This is a genomic window from Streptomyces bugieae (assembly GCF_036352915.1).
GTDB lineage: Bacteria > Actinomycetota > Actinomycetes > Streptomycetales > Streptomycetaceae > Streptomyces > Streptomyces endophytica.
In genome coordinates this window covers 1-12,770 of the sequence record NZ_JAZBJP010000014.1, presented here as the reverse complement: position 1 = coordinate 12,770, position 12,770 = coordinate 1, and the positions used below count along the sequence as shown (strand labels likewise).

Annotated in this window: 10 protein-coding genes; 2 read left to right on the top strand and 8 right to left on the bottom strand. The window is 69.7% G+C overall.

The genetic code is table 11. The annotated features are described in order from the left end of the window. The first annotated feature begins 121 nt into the window (after nucleotides 1–121). On the top strand, nucleotides 122–934 hold the full coding sequence (locus tag V2J85_RS21725) for a PhzF family phenazine biosynthesis protein (protein ID WP_261955231.1): 813 nt from the start codon (nucleotides 122–124) through the stop codon (nucleotides 932–934). Between the two features lie 89 nt (nucleotides 935–1,023). Here the strand turns inward: V2J85_RS21725 and V2J85_RS21720 are convergent, their stop codons facing one another. From V2J85_RS21720 to V2J85_RS21690, 7 genes are all read right to left on the bottom strand, one after another. Further along, nucleotides 1,024–2,055, bottom strand: coding sequence for a zinc-binding dehydrogenase (locus V2J85_RS21720; RefSeq protein WP_419836820.1), 1,032 nt, complete (start codon nucleotides 2,053–2,055; stop codon nucleotides 1,024–1,026). A 71-nt stretch (nucleotides 2,056–2,126) separates the two neighbouring features. Beyond that, nucleotides 2,127–3,182, bottom strand: coding sequence for a prephenate dehydrogenase (locus tag V2J85_RS21715; RefSeq protein ID WP_261957391.1), 1,056 nt, complete (start codon nucleotides 3,180–3,182; stop codon nucleotides 2,127–2,129). 15 nt (nucleotides 3,183–3,197) lie between these two features. Further along, nucleotides 3,198–4,514 (bottom strand): aminotransferase-like domain-containing protein, encoded by a 1,317-nt coding sequence (locus tag V2J85_RS21710; RefSeq protein WP_330822498.1) that lies wholly within the window; start codon nucleotides 4,512–4,514, stop codon nucleotides 3,198–3,200. After that, nucleotides 4,514–5,428, bottom strand: a complete 915-nt coding sequence (locus V2J85_RS21705) for a phytanoyl-CoA dioxygenase family protein (RefSeq protein WP_315975443.1) — start codon at nucleotides 5,426–5,428, stop codon at nucleotides 4,514–4,516. Before V2J85_RS21705 ends, V2J85_RS21710 begins: the two co-directional genes overlap by 1 nt. Continuing rightward, complete coding sequence (locus tag V2J85_RS21700; RefSeq protein ID WP_330822497.1) at nucleotides 5,425–6,660, bottom strand: alpha-hydroxy acid oxidase; 1,236 nt, start codon at nucleotides 6,658–6,660, stop codon at nucleotides 5,425–5,427. Before V2J85_RS21700 ends, V2J85_RS21705 begins: the two co-directional genes overlap by 4 nt. Next, nucleotides 6,657–7,751 carry a 4-hydroxyphenylpyruvate dioxygenase gene (gene hppD / locus V2J85_RS21695; protein WP_261955234.1) on the bottom strand — a complete coding sequence of 365 codons (1,095 nt, stop codon included), beginning with the start codon at nucleotides 7,749–7,751 and terminating at the stop codon, nucleotides 6,657–6,659. The genes V2J85_RS21700 and hppD overlap by 4 nt, the downstream gene beginning before the upstream one ends. A 352-nt stretch (nucleotides 7,752–8,103) precedes the next feature. Continuing rightward, nucleotides 8,104–8,661 (bottom strand): response regulator transcription factor, encoded by a 558-nt coding sequence (locus V2J85_RS21690; protein WP_261955235.1) that lies wholly within the window; start codon nucleotides 8,659–8,661, stop codon nucleotides 8,104–8,106. A gap of 1,133 nt (nucleotides 8,662–9,794) precedes the next feature. Between V2J85_RS21690 and V2J85_RS21685 the strand changes: the two genes are divergently transcribed. Further along, entirely contained in the window at nucleotides 9,795–9,923 is a 129-nt protein-coding gene (locus V2J85_RS21685; protein WP_330822496.1) for a DUF6408 family protein, read from the top strand. A 54-nt stretch (nucleotides 9,924–9,977) separates the two neighbouring features. Here V2J85_RS21685 and V2J85_RS21680 read toward each other — a convergent pair whose 3' ends face one another. Next, entirely contained in the window at nucleotides 9,978–12,089 is a 2,112-nt protein-coding gene (locus tag V2J85_RS21680) for a DUF2075 domain-containing protein (RefSeq protein ID WP_330822544.1), read from the bottom strand. Between the last annotated feature and the right edge of the window lie 681 nt (nucleotides 12,090–12,770).

The following is a 12,770-nucleotide window of genomic DNA, read 5'->3' as shown; positions in this document are numbered from 1 at the left end:
GGGGTAAACAGGCTCCTCTCGGACCGTTCCCCCTGATCCGATGGGCGCCGGAATGCGGTACCAACAGCGGCAAGTGCCCTCATTTCACCCCTTGGCGCCTTACCGACAGTAGCTTCAAGCCATGCGCACCTTCATCGTCGATGCGTTCACCGACCGGCCGTTCGCCGGTAATCCCGCCGCTGTGTGTCTGCTGGAGAAGCCGGCCGATGTGGCCTGGATGCAGCAGGTCGCGGCCGAACTGAATTTGTCGGAAACCGCTTTCGTGCACCGTGTCGGGCAGAACTCCTACGGGCTGCGGTGGTTCACGCCGACGGTGGAGGTGGACCTCTGCGGTCACGCCACCCTGGCCACCGCCCATGTGCTCCACACGACGCGGGCCGCCGCCCATGACTCCCCCCTGCGCTTCGAGACGCTGAGCGGGGTGCTCACCGCTCGGCGGCACGGCCTCGGTGACATCACCCTGGACTTCCCGGCGGACCCGCCGACCGCCGAGCCGGTGCCGTTGGGGCTGGCCAAGGCGCTGGGCACCGACCCGGTGTGGACCGGCCGGGCCCGGCACGACCTGCTGGTGGAGCTGGCGGAAGCCACCGCGGTACGGGACCTGGCCCCGGACATCGTCGCGCTGGCCGCCTTCAGCGGCCGAGCGGTCATCGTGACCGCGGCCGCCCCGGCGGACGCCGACCACGACTTCGTCTCCCGGGTCTTCGCCCCGGCCGCCGGCATACCCGAGGACCCCGTCACCGGCGCCGCCCACTGCGTACTGGCGCCCTTCTGGTCCGAGCGGCTCGGCCGGACCGAGCTGACCGGCCTCCAACTGTCGCCGCGCGGCGGCCGGGTGGGCGTCGAGCTGCGCGGTGACCGGGTGACCCTGCTGGGGCAGGCGGTGACGGTGTTCAACGGGGAGCTGAGTACGAGGGGTTCGACGGCGAGCTGACGCGGTACGGCGGCCGGCCCGACGACGTGCGCCCCGCTTCCCGGTACGGCCGGGAAGCGGGGCGCGGGAACGAGACGAGCGGCGGGTCCTCAGGGGCGGATGAGCACCTTGAGGGCCTCGCGTTCGGCCATGGCCTTGTAGCCGTCCGGGACGCCGTCCAGCCCGACGGTGCGGTCGAAGATCGCGGACGCGTCGAGACGTCCGGACAGCACGTCGGGGAGGAGCTCGGGGGCGTAGGCCCGGGCCGGGGCGACGCCGCCGGCGAGGGTGACGTTGCGGCGGTAGAAGCGCCGTGCGTCGACGCCGTCGCCGTCCTGGGGCACGCCGACGTAGCCGACGGCACCGCCGGGGCGGGCCATGTCCAGGGCGTCCCGCAGGGCCGCGCCGGTCCCGACGCACTCCAGCACCGCGTGCGCCCCGTGGCCGCCGGTGAGCTCCTTGACCCGCTCGACGGCCTCGGTGCCGCGCTCCGGCACCACCTCCACGGCGCCGAACCGCCGCGCGAGGTCCGTCCGCGCGGTGTGCCGGCCGAGGACGATGATGCGCTCCGCGCCCAGCCGGGAGGCGGCCAGCACGCCGCACAGGCCGACCGCGCCGTCCCCCACCACGGCGACCGTCCGGCCCGGGCCGACCTGCGCGGCGCGCGCCGCGTGGTGCCCCGTGCACAGCACGTCGGACAGGGCCAGCACCGCCGGCACCCGGGGGTCGTCCGGCTCCATCGGGAGCGGGAGGAGCGTGCCGTCGGCCTGCGGGACGCGGACCGCCTCGCCCTGGCCGCCGTCCAGCTCCCCGCCCCAGAACCCGCCGTTCAGGCAGGAGTTGGGCAGCCCGTCCCGGCAGAACTCGCAACGGCCGTCGGACCACTTGAAGGGCGCGAGGACGAGGTCTCCGCGGCGTACCGAGGTGACCTCGGCGCCGGTCTCCTCGACCACGCCGATGAATTCGTGCCCGAGGCGCACCCCGTCCGGGTTCGGCGGCATCTTCCCGTAGCGCCACAGGTCGCTGCCGCAGATCGCGGCGTGGGTGACCCGCACCACGGCGTCGGTCGGCCGGTCGATCCGGGCGTCGGGCACCTCCTTCACCTGGACGTCCCCTGCCCCGAACATCACTGCTGCCCGCACGGTCGTACTCCTGGATTCGCTCGACGAGGGCCGGTCCGGCCCGGTACGGCTCGGGGGTCACGCGCGGCGCGCTAGGCGTGGACGGTCCACTCGCGGCGCCGGAGTTCGGCCGTGAGTGTGTCGGCCGAGCCGTCCGCCACCAGGAGTTCCGCCAGTCCGGCGGAGCCGTCCGTGGCGTGCTCCAGGCGGACGTCCTCGATGTTCGCCCCCACCGCCGAGGCGGCGGAGAGCAGTCGGGCCAGCTCACCCGTCCGGTCGCGCAGGACCACCCGAACTGATCTGTACGCTACGGCAGTTCCGCCGTGTTTGCCGGGGATCCGGGCATATCCCGCGTTGCCTCGTTCGAGCAGCGCGGTCAGCTCCGCCGGAGCCGGCTCGCGCAGCGCGCGGCGCACGGCGTCCAGGTCGCCGGCCAGCCCGTCCAGCACGGCCGCCACGGCCTCCGCGTTGGTCGCCAGGATGTCCGTCCACAGTCCGGCGTCGCCCGCGGCGATCCGGGTGACGTCGCGCAGCCCCTGGCCGGCGAGCCGCAGCGCCACCTCTTCCCCGTCGTCCAGCCGGGCCGCCAACAACGTGGCGAGGAGGTGCGGAACATGGGAAATGAGCGCGACGGCGTGGTCATGGGCCTCGGCGTCGAGGACGACCGGCGTCCCGCCGCACAGCCGGACCAGTTCCAGCGCCCGCCCCAGCACGGCCGGTTCGGTCGCCGGGTCGGGCGTGAGCACCCAGGGCCGGCCCTCGAACAGCTCGGCCCGGGCCGCCAGCGGACCCGAGCGTTCCCGCCCCGCCATGGGGTGTCCGCCGACGAAGGAGGCCAGGTCACCGCCGCGGGCCGCGATCTCGTCCAGCGGCGGCCCCTTCACGCTGCCGACGTCGGTGTACGCCCGCGCCAGACCGTTCTTCTGGTGCTCCTCCAGGACACCGGCCACGCTCCCGGGCGGTACGGCGAGCACCGCGAGGTCCACCGGTCCGGGCGGTGCGCCGGCCGTCCCGGCGCCCAGCGCGGCGGCGGTGCGGGCCGCGGCGCCGTCCCGGTCGATGAGATGCGTGGTGATGCCCCGCGCCGCCAGGGCGAGGGCGACGGAGGTGCCGATGAGCCCGGTGCCGACGACGGCGACGGTGCGCAGTGCGTTCGCGGTCATCTACTGTCCCCGGGTGATCCGCTGGATGATGTGCGCGGCCAGCCGGCGCACCCCTTCCTCGATCCGCTCGGGCGTCAAATAGCTGGCCGACAGCCGTAGTTGCCGCTCTCCGCCGTCGCCCAGGTAGAAGTAGCTCATCGGGGTCCAGATGACGCCGTGGTCGCGGGCCGACTCCTCCAGGAAGGCGTTGTCGGCGGCGAACGGCAGGGTCAGGACGAGGAAGAACCCGCCGTCCGGCACGTTCCACCGCACCCCCCACCGGTCCTGCGGCAGGTGGCGCGCGAGGGCGGCCAGCAGCGCCTCCATGTTGCCGCGGTAGAACTCGATGAGGTCCTTGTTGGCGTCGCGCAGCCGGCACCCGTGGGCGAGCAGCATGCCCCCGATGGCCGCCTGGGCGATCGCCGGGGTGTTCACCGTGACCATGCTCTTGATCTTGGACAGTTCGTCGGCGAGCAGGGTGCGCTCGCCGTTCTCACCGATGACCGGCTGGTCGGCGATGACGTAGCCGACCCGGGCACCCGGGAAGCAGGTCTTGGCGAACGAGCCGAAGTAGATCACCCGGTGCCGGGTGTCCAGGGACTTCAGGGTGGGCCGCTGCTCCCCGGTGCGGCTGAAGAACCCGTACGGGTTGTCCTCCAGCAGCAACAGGTCCTCCTCCGCCGCGAGATCGAGCAGCGCGTGCCGCTTCTCGGTGGGCATGGACGCCCCGGAGGGATTGGCGAAGTCGGGGATCACGTACACCGCGCGCGGCCGCTTGCCCCGGGCGCGGAGCTCCCGGACGGTGGCGCGCAGGGCGTCGAGGTCCAGACCGGTGGCGTCCTCGGGCACCGGGACGGTCGCGGCGTCCAGCAGCCGCGCGGCGCCCGTGATGCCGACGTAGCCGGGGTCGGTGACCAGCAGGACGTCGTCCGGGCCGGCGATCAGCGCCCGCAGGACCAGGAGCATCGCCTCCTGGCAGCCGACGGTGACCACGACGGCCGACGGGTCGGTGTGGATGCCGTCGTCGTGCGCGATCGTCCGGGCCACCAGGTCGTGGATCTGGCCGTTGGTGCGCCCGTACTGGAACAGCGCGGTGCGCACCTCCTCGGGTGAGCGGCCGAGGTCCTGCTCCAGGTGACGCGTGTAGGTGTCGAGGTAGCCGCCGATCCGGTCCACCTCGAAGAACCCGTCGTAGGGGCGGCCCGGACCGAACGAGATCGCCTCGGGGTACCGCAGCGTGACCTCGTTGAGGAAGTTCATCACCTCGAGCAGCGGGTCCGAGAGGGACGCGTGCAGATCGGCCGGCCTGAGCTCGGCGTCCGGTCCGGGCCGCGGCATTACGCCTGCTCCTGCCAGAGCACCGGGCAGAAGTCCGGGTCCTGGTAGTCGGGGTTGCCGTTCGCGTCCTTGCGGACGAGGACGTCGTTGTTGTAGACGACCCGCTCGCCGGTGGAGATCTCGAACGGCCGCCACTGGTTCGTGCGGTCCTGGAGGTGGAACGAGATCGCCCGGCGCGGGCGGTCGCTGCGGTTGAGCCCGCTGCCGTGGTAGGTGCGGCAGTGATGGAAGCTGATGTGCCCCTTCGGGATGACGACGGGCACCTTGCGGACCGTCTCGTTGTTGAAGGCGGCGTTCTCCTCCAGCATCTCGTCGAGTTCGGAACGGTCCCGCTCGGCGAAGTGCTTGGTGGTCGCGTCGTTGCCGCCGATCTCCTTCCACCGGTGGCTGCCGTCGACCATGGTGATGGTGCCCATCTCCTCGTCACAGTCGTGGAAGGGGATGAAGGCGGTCAGCATCTCGTCGGAGGTGCAGGTCTGCCAGTAGTGCCGGTCGAAGTGCCAGGGCACGATGTTGCCCTCGTCCTCGGGCCGCGGCGGCTTGTAGATCAGGGTGCTGTTCCACAGCCGTATCTGGCTGGTCTCCGCGATGCGCGCGGCGACCGCCCCGATGAGCGGCTTGGACAGGATGCTCCGGATCGTGTCGTCCTCGTAGAAGATGTAGTCGTTGTGCCGGTGGACGTCGCCCTTCTCCGGCTCCCAGTACGCCAGCCGCGGCGGCCGGACCGGGAGGGTCCGGTCCCGGTGACCGGCGTAGAACCGCTCACTGGCCTCCACGAGCGTGTCGACCTCGTCGTCGGTCAGCAGCTTCTTCGACAGGTACCAGCCGTGCTCCTGGTAGAACTGCACGTCGTCGTCGGAGGGCAGCAACGCCCGGTCGTGGTCGCTGAGCTGGAACGGCTCGGTGGTCATCATGGTCCTTTCCGAAGATCCGGGTCCTCGTACGATTCGTTCGGTGCCGCCGCGGCCGGGCCGCGGGCCAGCAGCTCCGGGCCGAGGGCGGCGAGGGAGGGTCGGCCGGCCAGCGCCATGGCGTCCTCCAGTTCGTCCCGCAGCAGGGTGAGCACCTCGCGCGCCCCGGCCTCTCCGTCGGCGGCCAGTCCCCACAGCACGGGTCTGCCGACGAAGACCGCCCGGGCACCCAGCGCCAGCGCCTTCAGCACGTCGGTCCCGTGCCGGATGCCCCCGTCGAGGAACACCGGGCAGCGGCCGCCGACCGCCGCCACGACCTCCGGCAGCGCGTCCAACGTGGCGACGGAGCCGTCGAGTTGGCGGCCGCCGTGGTTGGACACCACGATCCCGTCGATGCCGAGCCCGGCGGCGCGGGCCGCGTCCTCGGCGGTGAGGACGCCCTTGAGGACGAGCGGCAGCCGGGTCTGCTCCCGCAGCCAGTCCAGGTCGGACCAGCTCAGCGAGGGGTCGATGAAGGCGTCGGCGTGCCGGGCCAGGGCGGAGCTGCCGTCCTGCCGGTCGTGCAGGAATCCGGTGACCTCGCCGTCCAGGTTGCGGGCGGCGATGCCCGGGGGCAGGTGGAAGCCGTGCCGCACCTCGCGCAGCCGTCTGCCGAGCCGCGGGGTGTCCACGGTGAGCACCAGCGCGCGGAACCCGGCGGCCTCCGCGCGCCGCACCACCGTGCGCAGCACGTCCCGCCGGTGCAGCCAGTAGAGCTGCAGCCAGAGCGGTCCGGTGGCCTCGGCGGCGAGGTCCTCGAAGGTCCGGCTGGCGAAGATGCTGACAATGGTCGGAACCCGCAGCCCCGACCCACCGGCGGCCCGCACGGTGGCCACTTCGCCGTCCGCACAGGCCAGTTGGTGGTAGGCCATCGGCGCGACACCCAGGGGTGCGCCGATGGGATCCCCCAGCACCGTGGTCGACAGATCACACCGGGAGACATCGGCCAGCACCCGGGGCCGCAGACGGACCTGACGGTACGCGGCGCGGTTGGCCCGAACGGTGCTCTCCGTACCGGCGCCGCCCTGGAAGTAGTGCCATGTCGCGGCGGGCAGCCGGTCCTTGGCGAGCGCGGCGTACCCGCCGACGGTCAGCGGCCGGGGGGCGGCGTCGGTGGCGGGGTCGGCGTCAGTGGCTGGATCGGTGCCGGTGACTGGATCCGTGCCGGTGACTGGATCGGTGCCGGTGTCAGTCATTGAGCGCCGGTGAGGGCCTGGGCCCGCTCGACCGCCTCGTAGAGGCCCTTGATGTTGCCGCTGCCGAAGGTCTGCGCGCCGCGCCGCTCGATGAGTTCGAGGAAGAACGTGCCGCGGGCGTGCGGCGAGCGGGTGAAGATCTGGTACAGCAGCCCCCAGTCGTCGCGGTCGGCGAGCACGCACAGGTCGCGCAGCACCTCCAGGTCGCCCCCGAGGGAGCCGACCCGGCCCTCCACCGCGTCGTAGTACGTGGCGGGCGTGTGCAGGAATTCCACCCCCTGCGCGGCGATGTGCGGTACGGCGGCGGCGATATCCGACGTACCGAATGCCAGATGCTGCACGCCGGCGCCGCCGTGCGCGTCGAGGAAGGTGTCGATCTGCCCCGGCTTACGCCGCACATCGGGCTCCAGGAACGTCAAGGTGACGGCCCCGGACGGGCTGCGCACCACCTTGGATTCCATCGCCTGGTCCCCGACTTCGATGAACTCCTCAAACGCCTCGTCGAATCCGAGACCCTTTTCGTAAAAGGCCACGGTTTTGGCGAGTTCACCGGCCGGAAGGCACACGGCGAAATGATCGAGCGAATGCAACTGCGCTTCGCCGCCGGCGATCTGCGCGCCGGCCTCCGCATCCGCATCCGTCCACCGCAGCCGAGGATGCGGCAACTGCCGGCCCGCGTCCGCGTACTGCACGAAGGTGTGCACGGTGTCCCCGAAGGCTCTGACCGCGGCGGACACGGCAACGGAGCCGTCCTCGTACTGGACCTCGGCCGGCTCGGCCACCACCTCCGCCCCCCACTCGACGGCCCGCCGGAACACGCCCTCGGCGTCCCCGGTCCGCAGCGCGATATTGGCCACGCCGTCACCGTGGCGCGCCACATAGCGGGCCACCGGCCCGTCGGCGGTCAGATCGGAGGTCATCAGGAGGCGAATGTCCCCCTGCCCGAGAAGAATGGACCTGCGGTCCGCGAGCCCGGTTTCCGGACCCCCTTCGGCTAACGTTTCGAACCCGAATGCGGTGCGGTAGTAATAGGCGGCTTGCCGGGCATCCCCGACATGGAATTCGACATGGCTGACGGTGTAGTCGCTCAACGGGACCCCCGCTGTTTGTATGGCGAGATACGGCCCACCGGCCGCCTATATCGGGCAGCCGGCCGAACCGAAAGAGCGAAACAAAATTAACCGCTGGTTGACACCTGACAGAACACACCTTCGGAGACTTGCGGTTCCTCGATCGTCACCGGCCGCTGCTCCGATGGTCGCCCGCCGGGCCGCCGCCGGGCGCCACCCACCTCGGCCCCAACCACCCGAAAATGCCGCGCGGGTGGCCGTACGGCCCGGCCCGCAGCCTGTCCGGCTGCGGGCCGGTCCCCCGATCGTCACCGGCACCCGCTCCGATGGTCGCCGGGCACGCCCCTCAGGTGCCAACCATGCCGACGGTCAACTACCCGAAAATCCCGTGCTGGTAGGCGTACAGCCCGGCCCGCAACCGGTCCGGCTGCCCGATCTTCCGCATGGCCTGCGTCAGATGCTTCTTGACGGTGGCCTCCGCCAGGAACAGCTCCGTGGCGATCTCCGCGTTGCTCAACCCCCGCGCGAGCTTGCCCAGCACCGCCCGCTCCCGCTCGGTCAGACTGGCCTCGGCCGGACTGGGCCCGTCGATCGCCAGCGTCAGCTCGACCGGCTGCACCTTGGGCGCCGGCAGGAACACCGCACCGCCCAGCGCCACGGTCGTCACCGCGCGAATGATCTGCTCCTCATCCACCGCCGGATCGATGCATCCGTGCACGCCCCCCGTGAGGACCTGCGAGACCTCCACACTGGTCTCCGCGGGGTGCAGCAGTATCGCCTTCGCCCCCGGCGCCCCGTTCACCGACACCAGCCGCTGCGCGGCCGCCGCATCCGCGGTCAGCCCCTCCCGCGTACCGACGAGGATCACCTCGGGCTGCTCCTCGCGCGACGCCTCAACAGCCTTCTTCGGATTCCCGAAACTACTGACCACGCGTAACTCCGGCGCCGCGGTCAATATCGACCGCAACCCGGCCCGCGTCACCGACTGCTCCGCCACCAACATGACCCGCACCACGGGCCGCGCTAACGACTCGCCCGGCACCCCCGGCGCCCGGTACGCGTGAACGCTCCCGCCGTGCCCGTGAGCGCTCTCATGCGAGGCATGAAGACCCCTCCCGTGTGCCTGTCCTTGACGGTGCGCCTGCCACTGACTGCTCGCCTGCTCTCGGCCGTCCACCTGCGCCTGGCCGTTCACCTGCGATAACTGCGCTGCCTCCAGCACCGTGATCCCCCGTTCCTTCAGAGAACGTCTCTCGCCTCAGAACAATGTCGTCGAGCCGGTCAAACAGGACTGTAAGCCCGAATCACCTCCGAACTCCCGGCTCCCCGTTCACCATTGAGCAAAAAAACGACCGGTGCGTCGGTGCTTACTGGGAGCTATATGGGGAGGTCAGGAGGGTGGTTGCCCGAGTCATCAATGCGGCGCGAGGCAAGAAAGTCGAGACCTGTGGTGCATCGCGCGGAGAGGAACGCCCGGCTCATCAACTGCAACAAGAAAGCTGAACGGTGTTCAGCGGGAAACCCCTGGGCAGCAAACCTCGTCGAACTGCCTTTTGTCGCCACCACCGCTGCCGGATGGCCATGATGAGGTGCCGTCATGAATCGCGCCGTAGAAAGCACCGACCGCCGCACGGTGCGGAACACGTTCCAACTGGTTTCACTCCCCCACAGTGTTTGCGGGGTTCGCAAGCGAGATCGCCCAGGAGGAACCTTCGACCAGGCCGTCATGGCGAAGCCGTTCTGCGACGATGCTTTTCTGCCTGGCTGACGGCCGCCGGTGCGACCACGCTCCAGGCATGTGAGCCATAAACCGTCACCTCGCTGTGCGTGCCGCCTGTGCGACCGTGCTGGTCACGGGACGAGAAATCGATCACGCTCAACACCTGCCTGTACTAGGGTTGTTCGTGCTGCGCACCTTCCCGGAGGGTACGTCGGCGGCGTTGCGTGCCGATCCCCGGCTGTGACTGACAAGTGGTTTCCATCGCGTGCTGCACGTGGTGTGAGTGCGGATGCCCGGTAGGGCGATCCCTGCCACTTCCAGTTCACGTCGAGGAGTGGTTACGCATGAAACCCGTCGAGTACAAGTCTGCACGTCGCTACTGGCTTCGCGAGATCCTGTTCGACGTCGCCGTAGGTGTCATCGCCAATCTCTTGGTGACGGCCCTGACCGCGGCAGCGCGCCTGCTCTCCTGACAGGCAAGTGGCGGGCCCGGAGAGCCCGCCACTCCCTGTCGTCGATGGCGTCCTTCAGAACAGTCGCAGATCCTGGCCGTGACTATCCGGCCTACTCCGATTCCTCCGGGGGCGCTTCCCTCGCCGGGGCCGAGGCAGGTGCGGTATGCGTGCCTCCTGCGGCAGGTTCTCCCAGGTGGGACGAAGCCCATGGATCTGTAGCTCACCGGTGAGGTCCTTCAGGTAAGCCCGTGTCTCCTCGTCAGTGGAGTAGAGCACCATCGCACGGCTGGCCCGGGTCATCAACACGTGGTAAGCGTGGCGGACGAGTCTGGCGAACTCGGCGTCATCGACGCTGCTGGCCTTCACCTTCGGGTCGAACGATCCGGGCACGGCGACGCGCTTGACGCCCGGCTCCAGACCCTTGCGCTCCTTGCCCCGACGGAACACCCATTGGCCGTCGCGGCGCACCATGTCCTCACCCATGATCACGCCGCACCAATCCCATTCGAGGCCCTGCGCTGTGTAGACACAGCCAATCTGGTCGATGCCATTCTCGTGCACGGACCAGATCTTCGACGGTGGTGCGTCGTTCTCGCAGAAGGTGTCGCTGTCCGCGTTCCACTTCCTCTGCCAGTCACCGATGCGGACGTCCGTCTCCAACCGCTTCTCCTCGCCGAGCGGCTTCGTCCAGGGCCAGCAGTAGCCCGCGACCATGCGCGCGGACGCTCCGGCCAGCGCTTCGGCTCGAATAATGCGCTCGAGTTCCTCTGGGGTGTCCGCCACCTCGACGTGCATCAGCCCGTCCGGTGTCCACTGCTCCGGCACCTCGTCCGTCACCCCGAGGACGGCGCGTACCCAGCGGATGTAGGCGTCGCTGCCGCCGCACCGAAACTGTTCCCGGAGGCGGTACCTGACGAGTCGGGCATTGCGCCGTTCCGCCGCGTCCTTGATGAGACCGACGGTGCCGACCTCGTTCGGCCGCACGGACTGGCCCTCGTCCAGGAAGAACACCGTCAAGCGAGACGCGTCGAGAAGCTCGTCCACCTGTGGTCGTGTGCCCTGTTGTTCCGGCTTCCAGAAACGGCTGGTCGAGCGGTCCCGCAGGCGGTGCGCCTCGTCGCAGATGAGCACGTCGAGCGGCGGGTCCGGTGGGGTGACGAAGCTGCTGAAGTAGGTGAAGCTCTCCCGGAACTTCCGGTCGCCGTACCCTACGTGTTCCTGGATCGCGCCGTTGAAGGCCCTGCTGCCGCTGGCGTACTTGACCGTCCGCCCTTGGGCCTCCAGCTCCGCCTTGACCTGGAGGCCGATGGCGCTCTTCCCGGTGCCGGCACCACCGGTCACCAGGAAGATCACGCGCCGCTCGTCCGGGACGAGGGCAGGACGCTGAGGATCCGGAAGCACCTTCGAAGCCGCGTCCAGGATCTGATCAGCGACCTTCTTCTGTCGCCCGCGCAGGGTGAATACGGTGTCCTCTCCGCGGGACCAGATCATGGCATCGAGCAGGGGTGTATTGCGCAGGCCCATGCTCTGCAGAAGTATTTCGGCCGCGGAGGCGCCACCGTGGTCGGTGAAGCTTTTCCGGAGGTCGGACAGCAGCTGTTCGCGCCGGTCCTCCGTGTACACAGAGGCGTATGCCCCGGTCGGTGCATCTACGTCAATCAGGGCGCGTACGGAGGCCTCCGTGGCCTTGTGCAGGTACGCGAAACCACCGCATTCGAAGTCGAGCCCGTTGAGCGGCCCGCTGCTGCTCGTAAAAGCCTCGTAGTATTCGCGAAGTTGAACGGCCGGGTGCTTCTTCCTGCCCATCCCCGGTACGTGCACCAGCTCCGCAGTCGCCTGTTCCACTCTGGTCACCATCGACCAGCGCTTCAACTCGACGAGTTGAACGGACAGGCCCCCCTCCGGATGATGGCCTACGAGTACGACATCGATGAGTCGAGGATCACCCGGCCGGTCGGTCTCATGGAGTGTGGCAGCGCACTCGACGATCATCTCGACCCTCCCTCGACCGGCGGCGACCAGGTCCTCAGCGAGGCTCACCAAGCTTTCCGCCCATGCGGAACGTTCCGTCAGCGAAGCGTCAGTCCCTCGAAAGTGCCGCCACCTGGCAGCGAGGTGCGGCACCATACGACGTCTTGCGTTCAGGGCAAGCAGATCCTGAGCTGCCAGTTTCAACAGGAGCATGGACACGAGGTGGTTCCCCCAGGGCACGAGTGACTCGTGCGGGTGGGGGCATGTCCGCGTAGGAAGCCCGTCGGGCCGCAACCGATGCGGTGATCTTAGGGACATGACCGCTCACCAAGAAACAGCGGAAGCCTCGACCACGAGCCACCGATGACGGCGCGACGGGTTAGCTACGTGCGCCTGCGGGCGGGGATATCCCCGCCGGATTGCCCGCCAACCATCCGGCGGCCGACGGCAGTGCAGCACGCGCGCTTCCGTGCGTCGACCTCCGGCGCCGTGCACGGGCTCAAGTTCTCCGCCTGGGCCTGCCGCACTGGCCCAGGATGCGCGACACCACGTTCACGCTCTTTCGGGGGGGGGGGCGCGTCGCAGTGGCCCCCAGGAACCCACACGGGCCCCAACCGAGGACCGACCGAGCACCCTCCTCGCCAGATGACGGAATGCACCTGTCCGGGGCCGGGAGCAACCCCCTGTTCTAGGATGGTTGGGATCATCTCAGCGGCCCGACGGGCTTCCGCTCCGCGTTCGCGGAACAGAAGGACATGCCCCCACCCGCACGAGTCACTTCGTGCTGCCTGGGGGCGTTTTCTTGCTGTTCCGTGAGTCTGCGGCATCGCTGGCCGACCGCACCCACCTCGAAGGACGGCTGGCGGAACTCCTGACAGAGAACTTCCTGCACAA